This window comes from Paracoccus sp. (in: a-proteobacteria) (genome assembly GCF_047973135.1).
GTDB lineage: Bacteria > Pseudomonadota > Alphaproteobacteria > Rhodobacterales > Rhodobacteraceae > Paracoccus.
Map to the genome: position 1 here is coordinate 1 of NZ_JBKEBL010000234.1, position 26,358 is coordinate 26,358.

24 protein-coding genes are annotated in these 26,358 nt (G+C 62.8%); 22 read left to right on the top strand and 2 right to left on the bottom strand.

From position 1 onward, the window contains the following. On the top strand, nt 1-273 hold a 273-nt coding region (locus ACK5L9_RS17250; RefSeq protein ID WP_416912689.1), incomplete at its 5' end, for a Hint domain-containing protein. A gap of 745 nt (nt 274-1,018) precedes the next feature. Here ACK5L9_RS17250 and ACK5L9_RS17255 read toward each other — a convergent pair. After that, on the bottom strand, nt 1,019-1,960 hold the full coding sequence (locus tag ACK5L9_RS17255; RefSeq protein ID WP_416912690.1) for a LysR family transcriptional regulator: 942 nt from the start codon (nt 1,958-1,960) through the stop codon (nt 1,019-1,021). A 159-nt stretch (nt 1,961-2,119) separates the two neighbouring features. Here ACK5L9_RS17255 and araD1 point away from each other — a divergent pair, with 159 nt between their 5' ends. From araD1 to ACK5L9_RS17315, 12 genes are all read left to right on the top strand, one after another. After that, nucleotides 2,120-3,109 (top strand): AraD1 family protein, encoded by a 990-nt coding sequence (gene araD1 / locus ACK5L9_RS17260; protein WP_416912691.1) that lies wholly within the window; start codon nt 2,120-2,122, stop codon nt 3,107-3,109. Nucleotides 3,110-3,116: 7 nt separating this feature from the next. After that, nucleotides 3,117-4,859 (top strand): L-arabinonate dehydratase, encoded by a 1,743-nt coding sequence (gene araD / locus ACK5L9_RS17265; RefSeq protein WP_416912692.1) that lies wholly within the window; start codon nt 3,117-3,119, stop codon nt 4,857-4,859. 14 nt (nt 4,860-4,873) lie between these two features. Continuing rightward, nucleotides 4,874-5,785 carry a Gfo/Idh/MocA family protein gene (locus ACK5L9_RS17270; protein WP_416912693.1) on the top strand — a complete coding sequence of 304 codons (912 nt, stop codon included), beginning with the start codon at nt 4,874-4,876 and terminating at the stop codon, nt 5,783-5,785. A 9-nt stretch (nt 5,786-5,794) separates the two neighbouring features. Then, on the top strand, nt 5,795-7,309 hold the full coding sequence (locus ACK5L9_RS17275) for an aldehyde dehydrogenase (NADP(+)) (RefSeq protein WP_416912694.1): 1,515 nt from the start codon (nt 5,795-5,797) through the stop codon (nt 7,307-7,309). A 6-nt stretch (nt 7,310-7,315) separates the two neighbouring features. Continuing rightward, nucleotides 7,316-8,164 (top strand): SMP-30/gluconolactonase/LRE family protein, encoded by an 849-nt coding sequence (locus ACK5L9_RS17280; protein WP_416912695.1) that lies wholly within the window; start codon nt 7,316-7,318, stop codon nt 8,162-8,164. Beyond that, entirely contained in the window at nt 8,161-9,105 is a 945-nt protein-coding gene (locus ACK5L9_RS17285; RefSeq protein WP_416912696.1) for an aldose epimerase family protein, read from the top strand. The genes ACK5L9_RS17280 and ACK5L9_RS17285 overlap by 4 nt, the downstream gene beginning before the upstream one ends. Then, nucleotides 9,102-10,028 (top strand): LysR family transcriptional regulator, encoded by a 927-nt coding sequence (locus ACK5L9_RS17290; protein ID WP_416912697.1) that lies wholly within the window; start codon nt 9,102-9,104, stop codon nt 10,026-10,028. Before ACK5L9_RS17285 ends, ACK5L9_RS17290 begins: the two co-directional genes overlap by 4 nt. Before the next feature lie 105 nt (nt 10,029-10,133). After that, nucleotides 10,134-11,651, top strand: coding sequence for an alpha-N-arabinofuranosidase (locus tag ACK5L9_RS17295; RefSeq protein WP_416912698.1), 1,518 nt, complete (start codon nt 10,134-10,136; stop codon nt 11,649-11,651). A 23-nt stretch (nt 11,652-11,674) separates the two neighbouring features. Further along, nucleotides 11,675-12,760: an ABC transporter ATP-binding protein gene (locus ACK5L9_RS17300; RefSeq protein ID WP_416912699.1), complete on the top strand. Its 1,086-nt coding sequence runs from the start codon at nt 11,675-11,677 to the stop codon at nt 12,758-12,760. 32 nt (nt 12,761-12,792) lie between these two features. Next, on the top strand, nt 12,793-14,070 hold the full coding sequence (locus ACK5L9_RS17305; protein ID WP_416912700.1) for an extracellular solute-binding protein: 1,278 nt from the start codon (nt 12,793-12,795) through the stop codon (nt 14,068-14,070). A gap of 59 nt (nt 14,071-14,129) precedes the next feature. Next, nucleotides 14,130-15,014: a carbohydrate ABC transporter permease gene (locus ACK5L9_RS17310; RefSeq protein WP_416912701.1), complete on the top strand. Its 885-nt coding sequence runs from the start codon at nt 14,130-14,132 to the stop codon at nt 15,012-15,014. After that, nucleotides 15,011-15,832, top strand: coding sequence for a carbohydrate ABC transporter permease (locus ACK5L9_RS17315; RefSeq protein WP_416912702.1), 822 nt, complete (start codon nt 15,011-15,013; stop codon nt 15,830-15,832). The genes ACK5L9_RS17310 and ACK5L9_RS17315 overlap by 4 nt, the downstream gene beginning before the upstream one ends. Here the strand turns inward: ACK5L9_RS17315 and ACK5L9_RS17320 are convergent. Next, a complete protein-coding gene (locus ACK5L9_RS17320; RefSeq protein WP_416912703.1) occupies nt 15,822-16,499 on the bottom strand; it encodes a TetR/AcrR family transcriptional regulator in 678 nt (225 codons plus the stop codon). The two genes, ACK5L9_RS17315 and ACK5L9_RS17320, sit on opposite strands and share 11 nt — an antisense overlap. A 98-nt stretch (nt 16,500-16,597) precedes the next feature. Between ACK5L9_RS17320 and ACK5L9_RS17325 the strand changes: the two genes are divergently transcribed. The 9 genes from ACK5L9_RS17325 (at nt 16,598) to ACK5L9_RS17365 (ending at nt 26,265) form a co-directional block, all read left to right on the top strand. Further along, nucleotides 16,598-18,643 (top strand): FAD-dependent oxidoreductase, encoded by a 2,046-nt coding sequence (locus ACK5L9_RS17325; protein ID WP_416912704.1) that lies wholly within the window; start codon nt 16,598-16,600, stop codon nt 18,641-18,643. 142 nt (nt 18,644-18,785) lie between these two features. After that, a complete protein-coding gene (locus ACK5L9_RS17330; RefSeq protein ID WP_416912705.1) occupies nt 18,786-19,802 on the top strand; it encodes an aldo/keto reductase in 1,017 nt (338 codons plus the stop codon). Beyond that, nucleotides 19,799-20,278, top strand: coding sequence for a MaoC family dehydratase (locus ACK5L9_RS17335; protein WP_416912706.1), 480 nt, complete (start codon nt 19,799-19,801; stop codon nt 20,276-20,278). The genes ACK5L9_RS17330 and ACK5L9_RS17335 overlap by 4 nt, the downstream gene beginning before the upstream one ends. A gap of 124 nt (nt 20,279-20,402) precedes the next feature. Next, complete coding sequence (locus ACK5L9_RS17340) at nt 20,403-20,915, top strand: VOC family protein (protein WP_416912707.1); 513 nt, start codon at nt 20,403-20,405, stop codon at nt 20,913-20,915. A 46-nt stretch (nt 20,916-20,961) separates the two neighbouring features. Beyond that, nucleotides 20,962-22,374, top strand: a complete 1,413-nt coding sequence (locus ACK5L9_RS17345; RefSeq protein ID WP_416912708.1) for an ABC transporter substrate-binding protein — start codon at nt 20,962-20,964, stop codon at nt 22,372-22,374. A 61-nt stretch (nt 22,375-22,435) separates the two neighbouring features. Then, nucleotides 22,436-23,326 (top strand): carbohydrate ABC transporter permease, encoded by an 891-nt coding sequence (locus tag ACK5L9_RS17350; protein WP_416912709.1) that lies wholly within the window; start codon nt 22,436-22,438, stop codon nt 23,324-23,326. A 4-nt stretch (nt 23,327-23,330) separates the two neighbouring features. Beyond that, on the top strand, nt 23,331-24,155 hold the full coding sequence (locus tag ACK5L9_RS17355; RefSeq protein ID WP_416912710.1) for a carbohydrate ABC transporter permease: 825 nt from the start codon (nt 23,331-23,333) through the stop codon (nt 24,153-24,155). 7 nt (nt 24,156-24,162) lie between these two features. Beyond that, the gene (locus ACK5L9_RS17360) at nt 24,163-25,248 is read left to right on the top strand and encodes an ABC transporter ATP-binding protein (protein ID WP_416912711.1); all 1,086 of its coding nucleotides are present in this window, start codon (nt 24,163-24,165) and stop codon (nt 25,246-25,248) included. 9 nt (nt 25,249-25,257) lie between these two features. Next, nucleotides 25,258-26,265: a hypothetical protein gene (locus ACK5L9_RS17365; protein WP_416912712.1), complete on the top strand. Its 1,008-nt coding sequence runs from the start codon at nt 25,258-25,260 to the stop codon at nt 26,263-26,265. Nucleotides 26,266-26,358: the final 93 nt, after the last annotated feature.

Consider the following 26,358-nt stretch of genomic DNA (forward strand, 5'->3'; position numbering starts at 1 on the left):
GAATATTTCCACATCCTCTTTGACCGGCACGAGATCGTCCGCGCCAACGGAACCGAGGCGGAATCCCTGTTCACCGGCCCCGAGGCAATGAAATCGCTCAGCCCCGAGGCCCGCGACGAAATCCGCGCAATCTTTCCGCAGCTCTTCGACGGAAGCACAGAGTGCACACCCACCCCGGCCCGAATGGTCCCAAGCGGAAAACAGGCACGAAAACTCGCCGAGCGAAGCAGGATGCATGGCCGCGATCTGCAGGGGCACAGCGGGAATGCATGAAAAAGGTGCGGGATGGGCGGGTCGGAGCTGGCTATTGCTGTGGGTTGCCGCCTGGTGGGCCGAATGGAGGCGGGTTGCAAACCGGCTTTGGCGGATGGTTGCTCTGTGCGGATCGGCGGGCCGAGGCCGCAGGTTGGCTTTGTCCTTACAGGTGGTGGCCGCGTTGTCGGCTGCGGAGTGGCGGCAATCGGCGGGATCGTTCCGGATCAAATAGCCAGGCGCGTTGAAAGTGATCGTTCTGTCTGGCTATAACCTTTTGATTTGGCGCTGATGCTGTGCAGATTTTGTGATCAAGATCAAATTTCGTCAGCTATGCCAACGGCCTTGAAGGCTGATCCGTGGCAACGCCAATGGCTGCATTCAGCCATTGGCGATCCTGATGACAAGCGTAACCGAGGGCCAGCGGTCGGCCGCTGGTGGCGCGGTGCGGAGTGTTTTATGGTGCCGTCACCTCGAACAACCGTTCGATGCGGACCGGCACAAAAGCGGCCACACAGGTGGCGGTCGGGGAGGACGGTCGTCCGCTGGCCCGGCGGCGTGATGCGGCTTGGCTCTGGGTCGGGTCTGTCGTTCAGCCGTTGCCCCAACGGGACGAATATCCGTGCCTCCGGCCCTTGGGAACGGTCATTCTCAGGGGCTGGCGGTAAAGCTGACGAAGCAGATTCGATCATCAAATCTGCACAGCATCAGCGTAAAATCAGAAAGTTAACGCTTGACAACAGGATCAGATAAACGTCGTCAGGCTTTATCCGCCGTCAGAGCGGGCATGCCGGATCACGATGTCCCGCAGCCTTGTGGCCAGCGGCGACAGGGGGCGCCGTTGGAGATGCAGCAGATAGTAGGGCGCAACCCGGATTTCCCGCAGGATGCGCAGCGTTGTGAAACCGGCATGGACAGGCGGTTTGATCAGCAGATGGGCGACCTCGTCCGAGACGGGCGCGACCGCATCGCCCTGCGCCAGATAGGCGACGGTCAGCAGCAGCGAAGGGCTGTTGACGATGTTCCGGGGCTCGGGCAGGCCGAGGCTGGCAAAGGCCCTCAGCGCGGCCTCGCGGATCGGAGAGCCGCGTTGCTGCATGATCCATTCCTGATCGGTCAGTTCGGTCAATGTGACCACGGGCGCGCGGGCCAGCGGATGCGCGGCCCGGACCAGCAGGCTGACCTTTTCGTCGCGCAGGGGAAGGATGCTGAAGTCGCGGCTGTCGAATTCCGGCATGATTCTGGCCAGCACGAAATCCACCTCGCCTGCCGAAAGCTGTGTCAGCAGTGCGCGCGAGGGAAGGACATCGACGGTGATGTCAGCATCCGGGGCCAGCAGTTTGACCTCGCGGATGGCGGACACCAGATAGCTGACGGCGGGGCCGGTGACGGCGCCGACGCGAATTTCGCCTGCCAGCCCGTCTCGCAGCATGCCCACATCCGAGGCCATGCTGGCCATTTCGCGCAGGATGGCCTGCACGCGTCGCAGGACGGTCTGGCCTATCTCGGTCGGTTCCATGCCCTTTGGTTTGCGCAGGAACAGCGGCGCGCCGATCTGGCGTTCCGTCTCGGACAGCATGCGTGATGCGGCGGGCTGGGTCATCAGGCAGGCTTCGGCGGCAAGCTGCAACTGGCCGTGTTCGGCGATGCTTTGGATCAGCCGCAATTGCGCAGGCTTCAGCATCAGGCGGGCAGGAGGGCTAGACATATCATTTTCGGTATGTAGATCGGCCAAGATGTCATTTTACCATTATGTCGGAAGATTGCTATCGTCATCTTACGGCCCGGCACCGGACGAAATGCCTAAGATTCAGGCTGACGGTCGCTGCGGCACCTCAGGCATTTACCAGGAACAAGGAAATCAGGAATGTTTCTGTCGCAAGTAAACCTGCCCGGCGGCGCACGTGCAGTAGCGGTTCGAACCGGCGAGGCCGCGCATCTTGTGCCCGGAGCCACCACCACGCGCGACCTTGCGCTTGCCGCGATTGCTGCCGGTCGCGGTCTTGCGGATGAAATCGCCGCGCGGGGTGCGGGCGCGGCGGTGGATCTGGTGGCGGCGCTGGCCGAAGGGCGCGTGCTGTTGCCTGTCGATCACCCCGACCCCGCCCATTTGCACCTGACCGGGACCGGACTGACGCATCTGGGCTCGGCCGCGACGCGGGATGCCATGCATCAGAAGGCCGATCCCGAGGACATGACAGACAGCCTGAAGATGTTCCGCATGGGGCTGGAGGGGGGCAAGCCCGGCGCAGGCCGGATCGGCGCGCAGCCCGAATGGTTCTACAAGGGCAACGGCCATGCCGCTGCGGCCCCCGGCGCGGCGCTGGTCAGCCCCGGTTTCGCGCTGGACGCGGGCGAGGAACCCGAGGTTGCGGGCCTGTACCTGATCAGCGATGACGGCACGCCCTTTCGTCTGGGTTTTGCCCTTGGCAACGAGTTTTCCGATCATGTAACCGAGCGCGGGAATTATCTGTGGCTGGCCCACTCCAAGCTGCGCCCCGCCAGTTTCGGTCCTGAAATGCTGTTGGGCGACCTGCCCGACCATGTCGAGGGTATCAGCCGGGTGATCCGTGACGGCGCGACGATCTGGGAAAAGCCCTTTCTGTCGGGCGAGGCGAACATGTCGCACAGCCTTGCCAATCTGGAACATCACCATTTCAAATATGACCTGTTCCGCCAGCCCGGCGATGTTCATGTGCATTTTTTCGGCACCGCCACCCTGTCCTTTGCCGACGGCATCAATACGCAACAGGGCGACATGTTCGAGATCGTCTGTGACGCATTCGGCCTGCCGCTGCGCAATCCGCTGATCCAGCAACCCGGCGATGCGGCCCCGGCCGCCGTCAAGCCGCTGTGAGGTTTTCATGACCTTCAAACCCGCCCCATGGCCCCGCAGGCTGCGTTCCCAGGAATGGTATGGCGGCACTTCGCGCGATGCGATCTATCATCGCGGCTGGCTGAAAAATCAGGGTTATCCGCATGATCTGTTCGATGGGCGTCCAATTATCGGCGTGCTGAACACATGGTCCGAACTGACGCCCTGCAATGGCCACCTGCGCGAACTGGCCGAAAAGGTGAAGGCCGGTGTGTGGGAGGCCGGGGGCTTTCCGGTCGAGGTGCCGGTGTTTTCGGCCAGCGAGAACACGTTCCGCCCTACGGCGATGATGTTTCGCAACCTTGCGGCACTGGCCATCGAGGAAACCATTCGTGGCCAGCCCATTGACGGCGCGGTGCTGATGGTGGGCTGCGACAAGACCACGCCCAGCCTGATGATGGCGGCGGCGTCATGCGACATACCGTCCATTGTCGTGACCGGCGGGCCTATGTTGAACGGTTATTTCCGGGGCGAGCGTGTCGGCTCGGGCACGCATCTGTGGAAATTCTCCGAGGCGGTGAAGGCCGGAGAGATGACGCAGGCCGATTTCACGCAGGCCGAGGCATCGATGAGCAGGTCTTCGGGCAGTTGTAACGTGATGGGCACGGCCAGCACCATGGCCTCGATGGCCGAGGCTTTGGGCATGGCGCTGTCGGGCAATGCCGCGATTCCGGCAGTGGACAGCCGCCGCCGGATGATGGCGCAGCTTTCCGGGCGGCGCATCGTGCAGATGGTCAGGGACGACCTGAAGCCCTCGGATATTCTGACCAAGCGGGCCTTTGAAAATGCGATCCGCGCAAATGGTGCCATCGGCGGATCGACCAATGCCGTCATTCACCTGCTGGCGCTGGCGGGCCGGGTAGGGGTCGATCTGACGCTGGATGACTGGGATCGCTGCGGGCGCGATGTGCGGACCATTGTGAACCTGATGCCATCGGGCAAGTATCTGATGGAGGAGTTCTTTTATGCCGGCGGCCTGCCCGTGGTGCTGAAACGTCTGGGCGAGGCGGGGCAATTGCACAAGGATGCGCTAACCGTCAGCGGCAGCGCCATCTGGGACGAGGTCAGGGACGTGGTTAACCATAATGAGGACGTGATCCTGCCCGCCGACAGGCCGCTGACCGAACAGGGCGGCATCGCGGTTCTGCGCGGTAATCTGGCCCCAAGGGGCGCGGTGCTGAAACCATCCGCTGCCAGCCCGCATCTGCTGACCCATCGCGGGCGGGCGGTGGTGTTTCAGGACATCGACGATTACAAGGCGCGTATCAACGATGACGCGCTGGATATCGACGAAAGCTGTGTGATGGTGCTGAAAAATTGCGGGCCCAAGGGCTATCCGGGCATGTCCGAGGTCGGAAATATGGGCCTGCCTCCCAAGGTGTTGAAAAAGGGCATCACCGACATGGTGCGGATCAGCGACGCGCGCATGTCCGGTACCGCCTATGGCACCGTGGTTCTGCATACCTCGCCCGAGGCGGCGGCGGGCGGGCCTCTGGCGGTGGTACGCGATGGCGACACGATCGAACTGGATGTGCCCAACCGCCGCCTGCATCTTGAGATCGGCGATGACGAACTGGCCGCGCGTCTGGCGGAATGGCAACCGGTTCATGAACGCCCCGCAAGCGGCTATGCCTGGCTGCATCAGCAGCATGTGATGGGGGCCGATACCGGGGCCGATCTGGACTTTCTGCTGGGGTGCCGGGGCAATCCGGTCGGTCGGGACAGCCACTGAGGGAAGGGGCGGCGATGAAACTTGCGCTTGTCGGCATCGGAAAGATTGCGCTGGATCAGCATGTTCCGGCGCTGGCGGCCAGCTCTGACTGGGAACTGGCCGCGACGGTGTCCCGCAGGGGCATCGTGGACGGGGTTCAGGCGTTCACCGCGATTGACGACATGCTGGCCGCGCGCCCCGATATTGGCACGGTCAGCCTGTGCCTGCCCCCCGTGCCGCGCTTTGCCGCCGCGCAGGCGGTGCTGCACGCGGGCCGTCACCTGATGCTGGAAAAGCCCCCCGGTGCCACCCTGTCCGAGGTTCATGCCCTGGCCGGTCTGGCCGCAGCGCGGGGCGTCAGCCTGTTCGCCACATGGCACAGCCGCATGGCCCATGCGGTCGCTGCGGCAAAGGCAGGGCTGGCGGGGCGCAGGATCCGCGAAGGCCGGATCATCTGGCGCGAGGATGTGCGCAAATGGCATCCCGGTCAGGACTGGATTTTTCAGGCGGGCGGCATGGGCGTCTTTGACCCCGGCATCAACGCGCTGTCGATCCTGACTGAAATCCTGCCCGCCCCCGTCCATCTGACCGGGGCGGAACTGGATTTCCCCGCCAACCGTCAGGCCCCCATCGCGGCACGCCTGACATTCACCGACAATATCAGCGCCGATTTCGACTTTCGCCAGCAGGGTCCGCAGACCTGGGACATGGAATTTGTCACCGACGCGGGAACTCTGGCCTTGCGCATGGGCGGCAATATCCTTGAGATTGGCGGCAGGCCCGCAGGGGGCGAGGACAGTATCATGGGCGAATACCCGGCGCTTTATGCCCGGATGGCCGAATTGGTTCGCACGGGGGCATCGGATGTGGATCTGTCGCCGATGCGGCTGGTCGCGGACGCCTTTACCCTTGGCGCGCGGAAAATCGTGGAAAACTTCGAATTTTGAGAGGCTGAGATGAGTTTTACCCCCCATGGCAAGCACCTGATCGCGGGCGAATGGGTCGGCGCAGACCAAAGTTTCCGGTCCGCGCCTGCACATGGCCCTGCGCATGATTTCAGCGTCGGCACGGTCGATCTGGTGAAGCGTGCGGCCGAGGCGGCCGAGGCCGCCTTCTGGGCCTATGGCTATGCCAGCCGCGACCAGCGCGCCGCCTTTCTGGATGCCATCGCCGACGAAATCGAGGCGCGGGCCGATGCGATCACCGAAATCGGCGCGCAGGAAACCGGCCTGCCCGAGGCGCGGTTGCAGGGGGAACGCGGGCGGACGACCGGGCAGTTGCGGCTGTTTGCCGATCACATCCGCAAGGGCGATTATCTGGACCGCCGCCATGATCCCGCGCTGCCCGACCGTCAGCCTCTTCCGCGTCCCGATCTGCGGATGATCCAGCGGCCCATCGGGCCGGTGGCGGTGTTCGGGGCCTCGAACTTTCCTCTGGCCTTCTCGACAGCGGGGGGCGACACTGCGGCGGCGCTGGCGGCGGGCTGTCCGGTGGTGGTCAAGGGCCATTCCGCCCATCCCGGCACGGCTGAAATCGTGGCCGAGGCAGTTCATGCGGCCATCGGCAGGACCGGCATGCCCGCCGGGGTGTTCAGTCTGATTCAGGGGGGCAAGCGCGATGTCGGCACGGCGCTGGTCCAGCATCCGCTGATCAGGGCGGTGGGCTTTACCGGCAGTCTGGGCGGGGGTCGGGCGCTGTTCGACCTGTGTGCGCAGCGGCCAGAGCCGATCCCGTTCTTTGGCGAACTTGGCAGCGTGAACCCGATGTTCGTCCTGCGCCATGCCGCCGCCGCGCGTGGCGCGGAAATCGGCAAGGGCTGGGCCGGCAGTCTGACCATGGGTGCGGGGCAGTTCTGCACCAATCCGGGCATCGCCGTCGTTGAACAGGGCGCGGCGGGCGATGCCTTTGTGGCGGCGGCGCGGGACGCGCTGGCGCAGGTCGGCCCGCAGGTCATGCTGACCGACGACATCGCGGCGGCCTATCGCGACGGTCAGGCCCGGTTCGAGGGCAGGAACAGCGTCACCCCGGTTCACAGGACTGCCAGTCAGGGGCGCGAGGCGAACCCGAATCTCTATGAAACCGACGCGGCGACCTATCTTCAGGATCACGCACTTGGCGAAGAGGTGTTCGGCCCGCTGGGTCTGGTGATCCGCGCCAGTGGCATCGACGAGATGGAACGACTGGCGCGCGGCTTTGAGGGGCAACTGACCGCGACCATCCATCTGGACAGGGACGATGCCGCCGATGCCCGCCGCCTGCTGCCAGTCCTTGAGCACAAGGCAGGACGGGTGCTGGCCAACGGCTTCCCCACCGGGGTCGAGGTCGCCGACGCGATGGTCCATGGCGGCCCATACCCCGCCAGCACCAATTTCGGCGCCACCAGCGTCGGCACCCTGTCAATCCGCCGCTTTTTGCGCCCTGTCTGTTTTCAGAACATCCCGGCAGAGGTTCTGCCGGACGATCTGGGCTGACCGGCGATGTCGGCGCAGATCTTTGACGACAGGGTGTGCGAACTGGGTGAGGGGCCGATGTGGCATCCCCAACGCGGCCAGTTCTTCTGGTTCGACATTCTGAACCGTCGGCTTCTGTCCCGAGACGAGACCGGCGCGCGGGACTGGCGGTTCGACCGCATGGCCTCGGCTGCTGGCTGGGTAGACCGGGACCGGATGCTGATTGGCACGGAAACCGGGCTGGCGCTGCTGCATCTTGCCGATGGCGCGCTGCTGCCTGTGGCGGGTATCGAGGCGGATGACGGCTCGACCCGTTCGAATGACGGGCGGGCCGACCGGCAGGGCGGTTTCTGGATCGGCACGATGGGCAAGGGGGCCGAGCCGGAAAAGGGCGCGATCTATCGCTTTTACCGGGGCGAGGTGCGGCGGCTGGTTCCGGGTGTCACCATTCCGAATGCCATTTGCTTTTCGGCTGACGGTCAGCTTGCATATTATGCGGATACACATCGTCAGGTGGTCTGGCGTCAGCCTCTGGATGGCGATGGCTGGCCGATGGGTGAGCCGCAGGTGTTTCTTGATCTCGGGCCTGCCGGGCTGAACCCGGATGGCGCGGTGATAGACGCCGAAGGCGCGTTCTGCGTGGCCTGCTGGGGCGAGGGCAAGGTGATCCGTTTCGCGCCCGACGGCACGCGGCTGGATGATTACGCCGTCGCCGGGCGGCACAGTTCCTGCCCGGCCTTCGGCGGCGCGGATATGCGCGATCTGCTGGTTACGACCGCGCAGGAAGGCATTGACGCGCCGGATCAGGCGCAGGGCCTGACCTATCTGACACGCGCCACCGTGCCGGGCCTGCCCGAGGCGCGGGTGATCCTGTGAACAAGGTTCGGCGTATCACCCTGCGCGGCGGCGGGCTGACCGCGCAGGTGCTGACTTTGGGCGCGATCGTGCAGGATCTGCGGCTGGAGGGTGTGACGCATCCGCTGGTGCTGGGTTCGCCCGATCCGGCGGACTATCTTGGGCGCGCGCGCTATTTCGGGGCCATGATCGGGCGTTTTGCCAACCGTATCGGTGGCGCGCGCTTTGATCTGGATGGCGCGACCTGCCGGACCGATCCGAATTTTCTGGGCCGTCATACGCTGCATGGTGGCGCTGACGGGGCCGATGCGCAGATCTGGCAGGTCGAAGCCCTGGCCGGGGACAGTGTGACCCTGACCCTGACGCTGCCTGACGGGCATATGGGTTTTCCGGGCGAAATCCGTATGCGCGCGGAAATCCTGCTGAGCGATGGGGCGCTGAATTTCACGCTAAGCGCCGAAAGCGACGCGCCCACGCCATGCAACCTGACCCATCACGGGTTTTTCGATCTGGACGGGCAGGGCGATATTCGCGGCCACTGGCTGCGGATCGCGGCAGATCATTATCTACCGGTCGATAGCGACCTGATCCCGACTGGCCAGATCGCGCCCGTCGCCGGGACGGCGTTCGATTTCCGCGCGGCGCGGGTGATCGGCACGGCGGGCTATGATCATAATTTCTGCCTTTCCGACGGGCCGCGCCCGCTGCGCCCGGTTGCATGGCTGACGGGCGAAAGCGGGCTGTCGATGCGGGTCGAGACGACCGCCTGCGGCCTGCAATTCTATGACGGGGCCTATATGCGCGACGTGCCGGGGCTTGAGGGGCGCCGCTATGGGCCTCATGCGGGGCTGGCGCTGGAAACGCAGCACTGGCCCGACGCGCCAAACCGCCCCGGCTTTCCCGACGCGATTCTGCGGCCCGGTCGGGAATACAGGGAAACCACCCGCTACGTCTTTGGATGAGCCCGTATCTGCGATCCCTGCGGCCTGTGCAGTTGCGGCTGGTCTCGGCCATCGCGCTGCATGGCAAGCTGGGGCTGGCGGCGGACGCATGCAGCATGACGGTTCCCGCAGCTTCGCGGATGCTGGCCGATATGGAAACCCAGCTTGGCACAGCGCTGTTCACCCGCAATCCCAAGGGCATGGTTGCAACGCCTGCCGGGCATGTTCTGGTACGGCACGCGCGCAAGCTGGCCCATGACATCGACCAGATGGCCAAGGATTTCGTCGCCTATCTGGACGGACGGGGCGGATCCGTCCGGATCGGGGCGGTGACGGGGGCGGCACTGGCCGCCGTGATCCCGGCCATATTGCAAATGAAACAGGACGCGCCGCTGGTCGATGTGACGCTGGACGTATCCTCGTCGTCGCGGCTGATGTGGGGGCTGGATCGTGGAGAATATGATTTCACGCTCAGCCGTCTGGGGCCGGACGACTATTCGCGCGACTTCGACATCTTTCCTGCGCAGGACGAGGCAGTTCTGCTGATGGTGCGCAAGGATCATCCGCTGGCCTGTGCGCGGCAGGTATCGCTGGCGCAACTGGCCGGGTTCACATGGACCATGCAGGATCGGGGCGCGCCGATCCGCCACGCGCTTGAGATCGCCTTTCACGAGGAAGGTGCCGATCTGCCGACGAATCTGATCAAGACCGCCTCGGTCGTCGCGATCATGGCGTTGCTGCGCGATTCCGACATTATCGCCGTGGTCACGCAAGAGGTCGCCGACCTGCTGCTGTCGCCGCCCTATTCCGCTGATCTGGTGCTGCTGCCGACAACCCGGTCGATCACTATCGAACCCTATCACATCCTGCGTCCACGCGACCGCGTGCTGTCCGCCGCAGCCGAGCGGTTGCTGGCGCTGGTCAGGGCGAAATTGACGGGCTGATCCTATTGCCGGTTCTGGTAACGCGATCAGCAAAAAAGTAAATTGTTTGGTAACATCTTTTTCCCTTAGCGTGGAACTGTCACCAGCTTCAGCAAGGAGGGGAAAGTGAAAAGCCGCGCCACAATCCACCGGGATTTCACTATCTCGCAGATCGACGACCGCCTGTATTCGGCGTTCATCGAACATATGGGACGGGCGATCTATACCGGCATTTACGAGCCTGATCACCCAACCGCGAATGCGCAGGGCTTTCGCAGGGATGTGCTGGAACTGGTACGTGGGCTGAACATTCCCGCGATCCGCTATCCGGGCGGCAATTTCGTTTCCGCCTATAAATGGGAGGATGGCATCGGCCCCAAATCCGACCGACCCGTACGGCTGGATCTGGCATGGCGCAGCCGCGAGACAAATCAGGTCGGCATCAACGAATTTGCCGGTTGGGCAAAGGATGCCGGAATCGAGATGATGCTGGCCGTCAATCTGGGCACGCGCGGCATCGAGGATGCGCGCAATTTCGTCGAATATTGCAACCATCCCCAAGGCACCTGTTGGAGCGATCTTCGCCGCAGCCATGGCATCGAACAGCCATATGGCGTCAGGATGTGGTGTCTGGGCAATGAAATGGACGGTCCCTGGCAGATCGGCGCGAAAGAGGCCAAGGAATATGGCCGTCTGGCGGACGAGACGTCAAAGGCGATCAAGGCATTCGGCAAAGGCATCGAAACCGTTGTCTGCGGCTCGTCCAATGACCAGATGGCCACCTATCCCGAATGGGAACGGCAGGTGCTGGATGAATGCTATGAGAATGTCGATTATATCTCGTTGCACAAGTATTTCGGTAATAACAGCCATAACAGCCTGAATTTCTTTGCCAAGATCGAGGAAACCGGTCGCTATATCCAGACCATCGGCGGGGTGATCGACTTTATCAAGGCGAAAAAGCGGGCGAAGAATGACGTTCATATCTGCTTTGATGAATGGAATGTCTGGTACCACAACCGCGAGCAGGATTCAAAGAACTGGCAGGAGTGGGACTGGCCCGAGGCCCCCGCGCTGCTGGAAGAGGATTATAACCTTGAGGACGCGCTGTTCGTCGGCGGGCTGCTGAACGAATTCATCCGCCGGTCCGACCGGGTCCGCATCGCCTGCATCGCGCAACTGGTGAACATCATCGCGCCGATCCGCGCCGAAAAGGGCGGCAGGGCCTGGGCGACTTCGATCTATTTCCCCTATCAGTTCGCCAGCCTTTACGGGCGCGGCACGGCGCTGAATGTGGCGGTCGATGGCCCGCGCTATGACGAGGATGCGGCGCAGGACGTGAATTATCTGGACATCGCGGCGGTTCTGGCGCCGGATGGCAAGTCACTGACTGTCTTTGCCATCAACCGCAGCCCGGATGAGGCGATGGAATTCAGCGCCGCGCTGAACGGCTTCGGCAATGCGCGCCTGATCGATCATCAGATCATCGGCGGTGACGGCACCGGCGCGCGCGAGGCGAATACCAGCCTGAACCCGACGCGCATCGCCCCTCGCAAGGGTGACGGGCTGGCCATGGTCGATGGCGCGCTGAGGGGCGAATTACCCGCGTTTTCGTACCATCTGGTCCGGCTGGCGCTGGACTGAGCATATCGGGGGGAGGGAACGACATGGAGGCAATCGGCGTCCATCTGAACGCGGTCAAAAAGACTTTCGGCGCGGTCGATGTCATTCGCGGCGTCGATATGGATATCGGCAAGGGCGAATTTGCGGTGTTCGTCGGCCCGTCCGGCTGTGGCAAGTCCACGCTGCTGCGGATGATCGCGGGGCTTGAGGATACCAGCGCCGGGACGATCCGCATCGGCGAAAATGATGTCACCCACGAGGATCCGGCCAAACGCGGCGTGGCGATGGTGTTTCAGTCCTATGCGCTGTACCCGCATCTGACCGTGTTCGAGAATATGGCGTTCAGCCTGCGGCTGGCCAAACGGCCCAGGGCCGAGGTCGATCAGAAGGTGCGCGAGGCCGCCGCGATCCTGCAACTGACGGAACAGCTCGACATGAAGCCCTCGCAATTGTCGGGCGGTCAGCGGCAGCGCGTCGCCATCGGCAGGGCCATCGTACGCGCGCCCGACGTGTTCCTGTTCGACGAACCGCTGTCCAATCTGGATGCCGAGTTGCGCGTGCAGATGCGGCTGGAACTGGCGCGGCTGCACAAGGCGCTTGGCGCGACGATGATCTATGTCACCCATGATCAGGTCGAGGCGATGACGCTGGCCGACAATATCTTTGTGCTTCAGGGCGGCTATGTCCAGCAATGGGGCGCGCCGCTGGATCTGTATGACGACCCCTCGAACCGCTTTGTGGCGGGGTTCATCGGATCTCCGTCGATGAATTTCTTCGATGCGGTGGTGGTCGGACATACGGCGGACGGCATCAAGGCGAAATTGAACGGCCAGTCCGATCTGCAATTCGTCGTCCCGCTGGAGGCGCGCCCCGCAGAGGGCGAGTCCGTCACCCTTGGCATCCGCCCCGAGCATCTGGCCGTGGCCGAGGGCGCGGGCATGCGCGTCACGGTCGATGTGGCCGAGGAACTGGGCGGTGTGTCCTATCAGCACGGCACCCTGGAAGGTGGCGATGCCGTGATCTTTCAACAAACCGGCGCGCGGCACGGCATGCGCGGCACGGTGCAGGCGCTGTTGCCCGAACCGGGGCGGATGTTCGTGTTCGGCAAGGGCGGCGAAAGGATCCGCTGAATTTCACAGTCCATCTGTAGGAGGAGGAAATAATGAACAACAAACTGACACGTCTCTTGGCATCCGCCGCGCTTTCCCTTGGTCTGGCCGCTCCGGGCTGGGCTGCGGTCGAGGTCGAGTGGTGGGATTTTCTGGCGGGCGGCGACGGCGTTCGCATGAAGGCGCTGATCAGCCAGTTCAACGAGGAACATCCCGACATCACGATCAAGGGCACGACGCTGGAATGGGGCATGCCCTTCTATACCAAGGTGCGTACCTCGATCGCGGTCGGGCAGGGGCCCGACATCATGACCTATCACCTGTCGCGCCTGCCCCTTGCGCTGGAAGAGGGCGTGCTGTCCCCGATCAGCGACGAGGATCTGGGCAAGGCCGGGCTGACAAGGGACGATTTCTTCCCCGCCGCGATCGAGGCAGCGTCGGATTCCGGCGGGCAGTTGATGGCCATCCCCTTCGATATTCATGCCATTGTTGCCTATTACAACAAGACGGCGCTGGACGGCAGCAAATGGCTGGATGCGGATGGCAACCTGACCGGCATCGACTCGGTCGAGGCGATGACCGAGTTGCTGACCTGGGCGAAAGAGAACGGTTTTTCCGATCCGATGAGCTTTCAGACCATCGGCGGCGGCGGTGTCTGGCGGGTGTTCTATACCCTGCTGAAACAGCAGGGCGGCGAGGTGATCACGGATGGCGAGGTGCTGGCGGGCGACAATCTGGCCAAGGCGGCCAAGGCCATCCAGATCATGACCGACTGGCGCGAGGCCGGGCTGATCCCCGAGCAGGCCTCTTACGAGGCGTCAGTCGCGCTGTTTGCGGGTGGCAAATCAGTGCTGTTCATCAACGGCGTCTGGGAGGTGCCGACATTCAAGGATCAGGCGGCGGCGGGCACGCTGGGTTTCGACTGGTTCGCCAACGAGGTTCCGCAACTGCTGGACCAGCCCGCCACATGGGCGGATTCGCATGCCTTTGCCATTCCGAACGATCCGAACATGTCGGCCGAAACCCGTGACGCGGTGCTGACGGTGATCGGCTGGATGGAAAAGCATTCGCTGGACTGGGCCGGGGCGGGACATATCCCGGCCTATAAGGCGACCGTCGAAAGCGCCGAATATCAACAGCTTCAGCCGAATGCGACCTATGCCTCTCTGGCCGATCACGCGGCTTTCGATCCACGCTCGAAGGTCGCGGGCGTAGCATCGCCGATCTATGAAGCAGTGGACAACATCATCGCGCCTGCGATGCACGGCTATCTGGGTGCCGAGGATGCGGCGCAGCAGGTCAAGGAACAGCTTCAGTCGCTGCTGAACTGATACATGTCACCCGAGGGGCGCGGCCGCGCCCCTCATCCGTTCCGCGCAAGAGTGCAGCCATGTCCCAGAACAAGCGCCAGATCAGAGAGATGCGGTCGGCAGCCCTGCTTGTCGCCCCCTTCCTGTTCATCTTTACTGCGTTCTTCCTGTATCCGACCTTTCGGGTCATCCTTCTCAGCTTTACCGACGCGCCGCTGATCGGCGAGGGCAACTGGATCGGGCTTGGCAATTACGCCAAACTGCTGCGCGACAAGCTGTTCTATACCTCGTTGTGGAACAATTTCTATTTCGTGCTGCTGACGGTGATCCCGACCACGGTGATCGCGCTGCTGATCGCGCTGTCCGTCAGCCGTCTGAAGGGCCGGGTGCAGGCGCTGGTGCTGACGATGTTCTTTCTGCCCTATGTCCTGCCGGTTTCGGTCGTGACGCTGATCTGGGACTGGATGCTGGATTTCCAGTTCGGCGTGCTGCAACCGCTGATCGCGACGGTGACGGGCAAGCCGGTGGCAGTGTTCAAGAACCCCCACTGGGTCATGCCGATGATTGCCGTCGTCACGGTCTGGTGGACCAACGGCTTTAACGTGCTGCTGTTCATCGCCGGTTTGCGCAACATCCCGCCCGATCTGTACGAGGCCGCGGCCCTGGATGGCGCGACACCGTGGCAGCGGTTCTGGCGCGTCACATGGCCGCTTTTGTGGCCGGTTACGGCGCTGGTGCTGACGCTGCAACTGATCCTGCAACTCAAGCTGTACGATCAGGTCTATCTGCTGTCGAAGGGCGGGCCGTTCAACCAGTCCTATGTCGTTTTGTTGCAGATGTATCGCGAGGCGTTCCAGTTGAACCACGGCGGCTATGCCTCGGCCATCGCGATGGTTCTGTTCGTGGTCATTGTCATCGTCTCGGTCCTGCAATTCCAGCTTTTGCGCATTGGAGGCCGTAAATGACCGCGAAACGCGCACGCAACATCGCATTCGCCACCCTTGCGCTGATCGCCGCCGCCATCTGGACTTTTCCGTTGTACTGGGCGCTGACCACGTCGCTGCGCAGCGAGGAACGGGTTGTTCAGGGCGGGGTGCTGATCGACCAGTTGAATTTCGGCGCCTATATCGAGGTGCTGTCAAATTCCCGGCTGGGATACTGGTATCTGAATTCGGTTGGCACCTCGGTGATCATCACCGTTCTGGTTCTGCTCAGCGGGATGATGTGCGCCTATGCGCTGTCGCAACTGCGCTTTCCGGGGCGAAAGGCGCTGTATCTGCTGATCGTGGCCAGCTTCATGGTGCCGGTCCCGGCGCTGTATGTTGCGCAATTCGTGCTGATGAACGATCTGGGGCTGGTCAATAGCTGGTGGGGGATCATCCTGCCGCAACTGATCGTGCCGGTAGTGGTGATCGTCTATAAACAGTTCTTCGACGCCATCCCCAAGGAAATGCGCGAGGCCGTGCTGCTGGATGGCGGCGGTGAATTTACCCTGCTGTTCAAGCTGTCTCTGCCGCTGAACTGGGGAATCACGGCGGCACTGGCGATCATCACCTTCATCAGCGCGTGGAACAATTTCTTCTGGCCGTTCCTGATCGTCACCAGTGAGGAAATGATGACCATCCCGGTCGGCATCACTCAGGTGAATGACACGTTCGGGGTGGCCTATGCCCGGATGATGGCGCTTGCGCTGCTGGCCGCCGCGCCGGTGATTCTGGCCTATCTGGTTTTTCAGAAGCGCGTGACCGAGGCGGTGATGATCTCGGCCGGGGTCAAGGGCTGATGGCAGGGTCGGCAAAGCCGTGCCTTGCGTGGAACCGCCGCAATTCATGCGGCTGCGGTTTCTGCCCGGTATAGGTTTTCACATAATCGGGAATGCGGCTCATCCGCGTTTCAAGGCTTTCGCTGACCTGCATCGCGATATAGCCGATTTGGGTCAGATAGACGGCGCGGGCGCGGACATCCGCCTCGCCGGGCGCAAAGCCAAAGCGCCCGAACATCCGCCGGATCGCATCCAGCCGCGTTTCGTCGGCGGTATGCACCCGCGCCGCGACCGCCGGATCCTGATGCGCCCATCCGCGCACGGCCAGGTCGAAACCGGGTTTGAACGGGCCGTCGTCCAGAAAGATGCCGATCAGGTTCAGCATCGCCTCGGTGCCTGTTTCGGCATAGGCTTCTGTGGCGGCAAGCAGGCTGCCGGTATTCGTTTCCTCCCAGCTTGCAAGCAGCGCGTCCAGCAGCGCGGCGCGATCCTTGAAGAACCAGTAAAAGCTTGTGCGCGACAGCCCCAGCCCCAAGGCCAGAGGCTGAATTTTCACGGCGTCCAGCCCGGATTCGACAAAAGCCTTGCGCGCGGCGGCCAGCCACCCCTCGCGAGAGCCGCGCCAGCCGCTTGTCTTGTCGCTGTGATCGTCGGGTTCCGTGCTGGTCATGGCCGCGAAGATAGCCATTCAGGCGCGGCTGCACAATGGAATCGCCGCAGATGAACTGAAACTTGACGCAAATGAACATTTCTGGAATCATCGCCTCAGCCAGACCGGAGCCCGCCATGTCCACCGATCCCCTGCTGCAACCCTATCAGCTAAAGCACCTGACCCTGCGCAACCGGATCATGACCACCAGTCACGAACCGGCCTATCCCGAGGACGGGATGCCCAGGGAACGCTATGCCGCCTATCACGCGGAACGGGCGCGGGCCGGGGTGGCGCTGGCGATGACGGCAGGATCGGCGGCAGTGTCGCGCGACAGCCCCCCGGTGTTCAACAACATCCTTGCCTATAGGGACGAGGTCGTGCCCTGGATCCGCATGTTGACCGATGCCTGCCACGATCACGGCTGCGCGGTAATGATCCAGTTGACCCATCTGGGCCGCCGCACCATCTGGTCCAAGGGCGACTGGCTGCCCTCGGTTTCCTCGTCGAAACACCGCGAGCCGGCGCATCGTGCCTTTCCCAAGCTGGCCGAGGACTGGGACATCCAGCGCATTGTCAGCGACTTTGCCGACGCGACCGAGCGGATGAAGGCCGGCGGAATGGACGGGATCGAGTTGCAGGTCTATGGGCATCTGCTGGATCAGTTCTGGTCGCCCCTGACCAACGATCTGGATGGTCCCTATGGCGGACAGACGCTGGACAGCCGGATGCAATTGCTGATGGACGTGCTGCGCGGCATCCGCGCGCGCGTGGGTGACGGGTTCATCGTCGGCCTGCGCTATACGGCGGATGAGGCCGAAGCGGGCGGCATCACCGCCGAAGAGGGGCTTGAAATCTCGCGCCGGGTCGCGGCTTCGGGGATGGTCGATTTCCTGAATGTCATTCGCGGGCGCATCCATACCGACCCGGCCATGACCGATGTGATCCCGGTGCAGGGTATGAAAAGTGCCCCGCATCTGGATTTTGCGGGCGCGGTACGCGCGGCGACCGGCATGCCGACCTTTCACGCCGCGCGAATCCCCGATGTGGCGACGGCGCGCCATGCCATTTCCGCCGGGCTTCTGGATATGGTCGGAATGACCCGTGCCCATATGGCCGATCCGCATATCGTGCGAAAGATCGTCGAAGGGCGCGAAGACGACATTCGGCCCTGCGTCGGCGCGACCTACTGCCTTGACCGGATCTATGCGGCGGGCGAGGCGCTGTGCATCCATAATGCCGCCACCGGGCGCGAACTGACCATGCCGCATGTGGTCGCCGCAGCAGCGATGCGCCGCAAGGTGGTGATCGCGGGTGCCGGTCCCGCCGGGCTGGAGGCCGCGCGTGTCGCCGCCGAACGAGGCCATGACGTGACCGTGTTCGAGGCGCAGCCCGATCCGGGCGGGCAGGTACGGCTGACCGCGCAGAACCCGCGCCGTCGCGAAATGATCGGCATCATCGACTGGCGGATGGCGCAATGCGCCGCGCGCGATGTCGATTTTCGCTTCAACACATGGGCCGGGGCCGATGACGTCACCGCGCTGAATCCGGATGTGGTGATCGTTGCGACGGGTGGCCTGCCCAACACGGAACTGTTCGAATCCCGCAAGGATCAGGAACTGGTGGTGACGGCTTGGGACATGATTGCGGGCGACGCGAAACCGGCGCGATCGGTGCTGATCTATGACGAAAGCGGCGATCACCCGGCCCTTATGGCCGCCGAGATTGCCGCAAATGCAGGCGCGAAGGTCGAGGTGATGACCCCCGACCGGACCTTTGCGCCCGAAGTCATGGGGATGAATTTGGTCCCCTATATGCGGGCGCTGCAGGACAAGGACGTGACCTTTACCGTCACCCGCCGCCTGCTGAACGTCACCCGCGAGGGAAACCGGCTGTGCGCGAAAATTGGGACCGATTACAGTAAATTCACGTCGGACCGGCTTTATGACCAGGTGGTGATAAACTATGGCACGCTGCCGATGGCGGATCTGTATTTCGACCTGAAGCCGCTGTCCCGGAATCTGGGTGCGGTGGATTACGACGCGCTGATCGCCGGACGCCCGCAAGATGTCGTCCGGAACCTCGACGGGCGGTTCGCCCTCTATCGCATCGGCGACGCCGTCAGCGCCCGCAACACCCACGCAGCGATCTATGACGCGCTGCGGCTGGTGAAGGATATATGACGTTCTTGCGGCCGCCGAGGTTGCAGCGGCAAGGCAGCACCTATGCAAAATCCGCGCAATCACGCATCTGCCCCTTTTTCCTTGCGCAAATCCCCTTGTCCTGTCATTAATACACAATCTGGTTACTTGATGGGAGAACAGGATGCAGCCCGGAACCCTGCGTAAGTTCGGTCGAGTGGACCTGAATGTGACGGCTTTTGCCTTTGGTACCGCGCCCCTTGGCAACATCTTCGCCGAGATTGATGAGCCAACCGCAGAAGCCATGTTTCAGCATGCCTGGGACGCCGGGGTGCGGTTCTATGACACCGCGCCGATGTATGGTCACGGGCTGTCGGAGTTGCGCACCGGGCAGGCGCTGCGCTGGAAACAGCGGGACGATTTCGTGCTGGCCTCGAAGGTGGGCCGGGTGCTGCATCCGGCGGGGCGCGATACGATCGACTTTGCGCCCTGGGTCAATGCCGCGCCCTTCACGATGGATTTCGACTATACCTATGACGGCACGATGCGCGCGTTTGAGGACAGTCTGCAACGTCTGGCCTTGGAACGGATGGACATGGTCTTTATCCATGACATCGACGTCTATACCCGTGGCGACGCGCAGCCCGAGGTGTTCCGGCAGGCCATGGATGGAAGCTGGAAGGCGTTGCAGCGGCTGCGCGACGAAAAGCTGGTCAAGGCCATTGGCGTTGGCGTCAACGAATGGCAAGTCTGCCACGAGGCGCTGATCCAGCGCGATTTCGACTGCTTCCTGCTGGCCGGGCGCTATACCCTGCTGGAACAAGAGGCGCTGGACGAATTTCTGCCGCTTTGTCAGGCGCGGGGGGCGGCTGTGGTGGTGGGTGGCGGGTTCAACTCGGGCATCCTAGCCACGGGCGCAAGGCCGGGTGCCAAATACAACTATGGCCCGGCGCCCGCGCATGTGATGGACAAGGTCAGCCGGATCGAGGCCGTTTGCGCCGAATTTGACGTGCCCCTGCCCGCTGCCGCGCTGCAATTCGTGGTCGCGCATCCGGCGGTGGCGTCCTTCTGCGCGGGCACGCGGACGGTTCAGCAACTGGAACAGAATCTCGCATGGTTCGACCATCCGATCCCGGCGGAGTTCTGGGCGGCGCTGAAAGAGCGGGGCCTGCTGCGTGACGACGCCCCGGTTCCGGCATGATCGGGCGGGCACTGACCGCAGGCGAATACGGCTTTGACGATCTGCGCAGCGGCGACCGGGTCGAGACCGCCGCGCAGGAAATCACGCCCGCGCTGATCGACGCCTTTGCCGATATGACCGGCGACCGCTTTACCATCCACATGACGGATGAGGGCGCGCGCAGCATGGGCTTTCCGGCGCGGGTCGCCCATGGCTTGCTGGTGCTGTCGGTCATTGACGGGCTGAAGAATCGCGCCCCGGCCCAGTTCCGCGCCATTGCCTCGCTTGGCTGGGACTGGACCTTCTCGAAACCGGTAATCGCGGGTGATCTGGTCCGCGCGATTTTCACCATCCGGTCCATGCGGGCCACCAGCGACGGGCAGCGCGGTGTGCTGACCATCGCGGTCGAGGCATTCAACCAGCGCGACGAACCAATCCAGAAAGGCACGAACCGTCTTATGGTCTGGCGCAGCCCTGATCGGGATCGCGTCGCATAAAGCCTTGACATATGGGCCGGGCCGAACAATCGTCTAAGTAACCGGATAGTTAGATGAGTCGCATCGGACAAGCCCTAGATGCGATAGAATTTCGGAATTTCCTGGCTGATTTCAGGGGGGGATAATGATAACGGGATTGCATCATATCGGCCTGACAGTGCCGGACATGGAACAGGCCGTCGCGTTCTTTCGCGATGTGTTCGGGGCGGTCACGATCATGGAATGCGGATCGGTCGATGTTGACGACGCGTTCATGGCGCGGCGTTTGGGTGTGCCGCGCGGCATCAGGATCGCCGATCAGCGGGTGATTCAGGTCGGGCGCGGCGGTTCCATCGAATTGTTCGAATATTCGGGCGTCGCAGGCGAACAGCGCCTGAAACATAATGGCGAAATCGGTGCGATGCATATCGCCTTTCAGGTTGATGATGCCTTTGCCGCCGCCGACCGGATGCGCGCGGCCGGGGTGGATCTGCTGGAGGGGCCGACGCTGATAGAGGGCGGCCCGATGGGCAACCTGGTCTGGCTGTATCTGCGCGCGCCCTGGGGCCAGTACCTGGAAATCGTCAGCCATAACGGGCCGCTTGGGTACGAGGCGGCGGGCGGGCCACGGCTGTGGACCCCGTCCGGGGGGGCATAATTGCTGGGGCACCTGTGCCGCAGAACGAATAACAGAGGAGGAAAAGATGACAATGTTCAGAACGATGGCGCTTGCCTCTGCCATGCTGGCCGGGGTGGCCGGGACGGCGCAGGCCCAGAAGGCATTCGACGGGGTCGAGATCAGGATGCTGGGCATCGGCGACACCTCGGTGACGCGGCTTGCCCCCATCGTCGGCGAGTTCGAGGAACTGACCGGTGCCAAGGTGCAGATCGACATGTTCCCCTATCCCGGCCTGATCGACAAGATCATCATCGAGGCCAGCTCGGACCGGCCATCCTATCAGCTTTTATGGGTGGACAGCCCCTGGGTCGGGATGCTGGGCGAGGCCGGTGCGCTGGAGGATCTGACCGATCTTGCGCTGCGCGATGCCGAGGAAATCGGCCTGCATGACATCGTGCCGATCCAGTTACAGGAAAACACCTGGCAGGGGCGGCTTTTGGCCTTTCCTGCCTCGGGGATGATCTGGTCCACCAATTACCGCAAGGATCTGTACGAAAACCCCGAGGAAATGGCAAATTTCAGCGCGAAATACGGCTATGGCCTTGCCGCGCCGGTCACATGGGCGCAGTACCGCGATCAGGCCGAGTTCTTTACCCGCAAGGCTGGCGAAACGCTGGCCGGTGAGACGCTGGACAAGGATTTCTATGGCAACGCGCAGGCTTTCAGCCGCGTTGCCGGTGCGATCACCCATGACTATTTCCCGATCATGCGCGGCTTCGGCGGCGATTACTGGGATCCCGAAACAGGACTTTGCGCCATGACGGGCGAGCCGCATGTTCAGGCGGCCGAGTTCATGAAATCGCTTATCCCGTTCAATCCGCCCGATTACCTGGGCCTGATGTGGGATCTGCGCACCGGCTATATGGAGCGGGGCGAGGCTGCGTTGTCAAGTTACTGGTCGGTGCGGACGGTGCGCCTGACGAACCCGGCCGAGGCGAAGATCGCCGAAAAGGGGCTGGTCGTCGGCTATGCGCCCTCGCCGACCGTCGATGGCCAGCCGCAGCCCACCTATACCGGGTCGCTGTCCTTTGGCATCAATTCCAAGGCGTCCGATGCAGAAAAAGAGGCCGCCTGGGCCTTTATCAAATGGGGCACCAGCGAGGCGATGATGCGCCGCTTTGCCGAGGAGGGCAACGGTGTCAGCCAGTTCCGCAAATCGATCCTGTCCGATCCCGCGCTGCAAGAGAAATATCCCTATTATCAGGTTCTTATGACCGCGCAAGAAAACGCCGAACGTCGGATTTTTCATCCCTTCTATCAGGACATGGAGGAAAATTTCGGGATCGAACTGAACAAATACATGGCAGGCGAGACCGAAACCGCGCTTGAGGCCCTGACGACAGCCTGCAACGCGGTCAATTCGCGCCTGAAGATGTTCCCCGACGACATGCGCCTGCGCTGGATCAACGACGTTCCCGCCGCTGTCTTGCAGAACTGATCCGCCTCGTTGCCGCCCCTGACCCGGACGGGGCGGCATCCCTTGGAGAAGGTGAAACCCCATGGCCTATATCCAGAAGCGGAACAGGCGCATCTTCCTGATTTTCCTGTTGCCGGTGATTTTGGTCCTGTTCCTGACCACGATCTATCCCATGCTGTATGCGGGCTGGCTGAGCTTTCGCAACTATGACCTGGCCAAGCCGTTCATCCCGCGCATCTTTGTCGGTTGGGCCAATTATGCCGAGATCCTGTCATCCGGCCCCTTTCTGCACGCGCTGATCACCACCTTCAAGCTGATGGCGATCACCCTGTCGGTGCAACTGGTGCTTGGCGTCGGGATCGCGCTGCTGGTCACGCAGAACCTGCGCGGCATGGGGCTGGCGCGGACGCTGCTGCTGATCCCGATGATGATTTCTCCGGTGATCGTGGGGCTTGTCTGGCTGTTCCTGTATTTCCCGGAACTGGGGTATCTGAACTATTTCCTTGGGCTTGCCGGGCTTGGGCCGGTCGCCTGGATCACTTCGACCGATTGGGCGCTGTGGGCCATCGCGATTGCCGATATATGGCAATGGACCCCCTTCGTCATGATGGGCACGGCGGCGGCGCTGCAAAGCCTGTCGCCCGAACCCTACGAGGCCGCGCGGATCGACGGCAACTCCCGTTGGGATGTGTTCACGCGCGTGACCCTGCCGCAACTGAAACCCGTGCTGATCAGCCTGATGTTTCTGCGCGCCATCGACGCGTTCAAGATTTACGACATCATCTTCGTGCTGACCAAGGGCGGCCCGGCGGACGCGACCGAGGTTCTGTCGCTGTTCATCTATCGGCAATCCTTCACCTTCTGGCGCATGGGCCTTGGGGCTGCGGCGTCCTTTGTGTCGCTGATCATCATCTCGGTGCTGATCACGCTGTTCTTCAAATCGCTGCAACGCGGCCAGACCCAAGGGGGATAAGGCCATGAACAAACCCTCGCGCCAACAGTCGGTCCTTGTCTATCTGCTGCTGGCGATCGTGCTGGTGGTGTTTCTGACGCCGATTTACCTGATCGCCTCATCCTCGGTGAAACCTTCGCCGATCATGTTCCAGAAGCCGCCGGCCTTCGTCTTTGCGGTGACATGGGACCATTATATCGACCTGTTCACCATGCGCCCCTTTGGCAAGTTCATCCTGAACAGCCTGATCGTAGCCCTTGGATCGACTGCTTTCAGCGTCTGCCTTGGCTCGCTTGGGGCCTATGCGATCAGCCGGATCCGGCACAGGCGCATGAATGACGTGGCCTTCTGGATCCTGTCGCTGCGGATGTTTCCGCCGATTGCGGTGGTGGTGCCCTATTACATCATCTTCAAGACGGCGGGCCTGCTGGATACGCCGCTGGCGCTGATCATCGTCTATTCGACCGCCAATATTCCGCTGACCGTCTGGCTGATGAAGGGCTTTTTCGACGAGGTTCCGACCGCCCTGGAAGAGGCGGCGGCGGTAGACGGATATGGCCTGCTAGCGATTTTCTGGCGGATCACCCTGCCGCTGGCTGCGCCGGGGCTGGCGGTTTCGGCGGTATTCTGTTTCATCTTTTCGTGGAACGAATTTCTGTTTGCGCTGATGCTGACCGGTTCCAGCGCACAGACCGCGACGGTTGCGGTCATGTCTTTCTGGTCGTCGGATGCGGTGCAATGGGGCCGCATCATGGCCGGATCGTTCATCATCCTCATTCCCGGCGTCATTTTCGTGCTGACCTGCCAACGCTGGCTGGTGCGCGGGCTGACCATGGGCTCTGTCAAATAGGGCGCACATGTCTGCAATCACACTGAAAAATGTCATCAAGCGTTACGGCGCGGTGCAGGTCGTCCATGGCGTCGATCTGGACATAGAGGCCGGAGAATTTGTCGTGCTGCTGGGACCGTCGGGCTGCGGCAAGACCACCACGCTGCGCATGGTCGCGGGGCTGGAGGACGTGTCGGCGGGCGAATTGTCCATTGGCGGACGGGTTGTCAACGATGTCGCGCCCAAGGATCGCGGCGTCGCGATGGTGTTTCAGAACTATGCGCTGTATCCGCATATGACGGTGCGGCAGAATATGGAATTTGCGCTGCGCCCGCTGCGTCTGGACAAGGCCGAGCTGGGCCGGCGCATCGCCGACACCGCCGAAATCCTTGGCCTCAGCGAATTGATGGACCGTCGCCCCGCGCAATTGTCGGGCGGTCAACGGCAGCGGGTGGCGATGGGCCGCGCAATGGTGCGCACGCCCGACGTGTTCCTGTTCGATGAACCTTTGTCGAACCTTGACGCCAAGCTGCGCACTCAGGTCCGGTGGGAAATCGGCAAGTTGCATCAGCGACTTGGCACCACGGTCCTGTATGTGACCCATGATCAGGTAGAGGCGATGACTCTGGCCGACAAGATCGTGATCATGCGCGATGGCCATGTCGAACAGGTCGGCACGCCCGAACAGGTCTATGCCCATCCCCGGACGGCCTTTGTGGCGACATTCATCGGCAGCCCGGCCATGAACATGATCGAGGGCCGGATCGAGGCCGGGCGCTTTGTCGCGCCGGGCCTGTCGGTCGCGGTGCCCGATGGTTTTGCGGTGCCCGATGGCTTTGCGGTGGACGAGGGGCAGGCGGTGACGATGGGCATTCGCCCCGTCGAGGTCAGGATCGCCGCCGCCGAAGACTCTGGCGCGATGCAGGCGCAGGTCGAGGTGACAGAGTATCTGGGCAACGAGGCGCTGCTGGATCTGCGCGTCGGTGCCCACGAGATGGTGGCCGAAGTGCCTGCCGCCGACCGCGTCCAGCCGGGGCAGGCGATCCGCGTACGCCTGAACCAGGCCGCGATGCACCTGTTCGACACCGGCACCGGCCTGACCCTTGCCCGATAGGAGGTTATGATGGCACAGGAAATCGTCTTTCCGGCGCAAAACAGCTTTACCCTTGCCGATTATCAGGACGGCCCGCTGGGGCCTGACGAAATCCGGGGGCCGACCATCGCGACGCTGATCAGCCAGGGCACGGAACTGGGATGGGCCGATGGCAGTGATTTTCCGGTCCGGCCCGGCTATGCCGCCGTGTTCCGCGTGACGGAAACCGGCGAGGCGGCCACGGGCGTCGCGCGCGGCGAATTGCGGTTTTGCATGGGTTATCACCGGGAAACCCAGCAATATCCCGTCCGCTATACGTTGCCTTTGCCTGATGGCATGACCCCGGAAACCGCGCTGCTGGCGCGGCTGATGGGGGTGTCGATGACCACGCTGATGACGACGCGGGCGCGGCCCGGCGACAAGGTGGTGATCTGCGGCGCCGGGCCGGTGGGCATTCTGGCCGCGCATAATTTCGCTATTGGCGGTTATGATGTGTCGGTGGTTGAACCCGATGCGCTGCGCCGCGAACAGGCAGGCCGCAGCGGCATCGTCCGAACACACGCCGCCATGCCGCTGGAGGATCCGGATTACCTTGGCAAGGTGGCTCTGGTCGTCGATTGTTCCGGGCATGAGGGCGCGGTGCTGGACGGATGCCGGATTGTCCGCAAGACGGGCGAGGTCGTTCTGGTCGGCGTGCCGTGGCGGCGGCATACAGACCTGACCGCGCATGAGATCGCCAACGCCGTCTTTTTCAACCTTGTGACGCTGCGCAGCGGTTGGGAATGGGAAATTCCCGTCCTGTCGCGCGATTTCGTCTGGGAAGAGCTGCTTGAGGGCTATAACAACGCGCCGCACGACACCTTTGGCGGGTTCGCGCGGGCGCTGAGATGGCTGAGCGAGGGCCGGGTGCGCACGGACGGGCTGCTTGCCCATGTATCGCCCGCCGATCCCACCCGGATCTATGCCGACATCCGCGCCCGCGTGATCGCCGAACCCTTCATCGTCTATGACTGGGACCGTTATCGCCGCGATGGCTGATAAAGCGGTCATGGCGTTGATATAACAGCCCTGACAAGCGACCGTTCAAGAAGGTCTGGCCCTGTGCCGGGCACGGGCGGCAAGCGCGTTCTT

Excerpts from the sequence above, each read along its gene's own strand:
- araD1 (WP_416912691.1), top strand. The coding sequence starts at position 2,120 with ATGTTTCTGTCGCAAGTAAACCTGCCCGGCGGCGCACGTGCAGTAGCG.
- ACK5L9_RS17320 (WP_416912703.1), bottom strand. The coding sequence starts at position 16,499 with ATGGCTATCTTCGCGGCCATGACCAGCACGGAACCCGACGATCACAGC.
- ACK5L9_RS17310 (WP_416912701.1), top strand. The coding sequence starts at position 14,130 with ATGTCCCAGAACAAGCGCCAGATCAGAGAGATGCGGTCGGCAGCCCTG.
- araD (WP_416912692.1), top strand. The coding sequence starts at position 3,117 with ATGACCTTCAAACCCGCCCCATGGCCCCGCAGGCTGCGTTCCCAGGAA.
- ACK5L9_RS17365 (WP_416912712.1), top strand. The coding sequence starts at position 25,258 with ATGGCACAGGAAATCGTCTTTCCGGCGCAAAACAGCTTTACCCTTGCC.
- ACK5L9_RS17255 (WP_416912690.1), bottom strand. The coding sequence starts at position 1,960 with ATGTCTAGCCCTCCTGCCCGCCTGATGCTGAAGCCTGCGCAATTGCGG.
- ACK5L9_RS17360 (WP_416912711.1), top strand. The coding sequence starts at position 24,163 with ATGTCTGCAATCACACTGAAAAATGTCATCAAGCGTTACGGCGCGGTG.
- ACK5L9_RS17290 (WP_416912697.1), top strand. The coding sequence starts at position 9,102 with ATGAGCCCGTATCTGCGATCCCTGCGGCCTGTGCAGTTGCGGCTGGTC.
- ACK5L9_RS17275 (WP_416912694.1), top strand. The coding sequence starts at position 5,795 with ATGAGTTTTACCCCCCATGGCAAGCACCTGATCGCGGGCGAATGGGTC.
- ACK5L9_RS17345 (WP_416912708.1), top strand. The coding sequence starts at position 20,962 with ATGACAATGTTCAGAACGATGGCGCTTGCCTCTGCCATGCTGGCCGGG.
- ACK5L9_RS17305 (WP_416912700.1), top strand. The coding sequence starts at position 12,793 with ATGAACAACAAACTGACACGTCTCTTGGCATCCGCCGCGCTTTCCCTT.
- ACK5L9_RS17340 (WP_416912707.1), top strand. The coding sequence starts at position 20,403 with ATGATAACGGGATTGCATCATATCGGCCTGACAGTGCCGGACATGGAA.
- ACK5L9_RS17270 (WP_416912693.1), top strand. The coding sequence starts at position 4,874 with ATGAAACTTGCGCTTGTCGGCATCGGAAAGATTGCGCTGGATCAGCAT.
- ACK5L9_RS17315 (WP_416912702.1), top strand. The coding sequence starts at position 15,011 with ATGACCGCGAAACGCGCACGCAACATCGCATTCGCCACCCTTGCGCTG.
- ACK5L9_RS17325 (WP_416912704.1), top strand. The coding sequence starts at position 16,598 with ATGTCCACCGATCCCCTGCTGCAACCCTATCAGCTAAAGCACCTGACC.
- ACK5L9_RS17355 (WP_416912710.1), top strand. The coding sequence starts at position 23,331 with ATGAACAAACCCTCGCGCCAACAGTCGGTCCTTGTCTATCTGCTGCTG.
- ACK5L9_RS17280 (WP_416912695.1), top strand. The coding sequence starts at position 7,316 with ATGTCGGCGCAGATCTTTGACGACAGGGTGTGCGAACTGGGTGAGGGG.
- ACK5L9_RS17350 (WP_416912709.1), top strand. The coding sequence starts at position 22,436 with ATGGCCTATATCCAGAAGCGGAACAGGCGCATCTTCCTGATTTTCCTG.
- ACK5L9_RS17300 (WP_416912699.1), top strand. The coding sequence starts at position 11,675 with ATGGAGGCAATCGGCGTCCATCTGAACGCGGTCAAAAAGACTTTCGGC.
- ACK5L9_RS17330 (WP_416912705.1), top strand. The coding sequence starts at position 18,786 with ATGCAGCCCGGAACCCTGCGTAAGTTCGGTCGAGTGGACCTGAATGTG.
- ACK5L9_RS17335 (WP_416912706.1), top strand. The coding sequence starts at position 19,799 with ATGATCGGGCGGGCACTGACCGCAGGCGAATACGGCTTTGACGATCTG.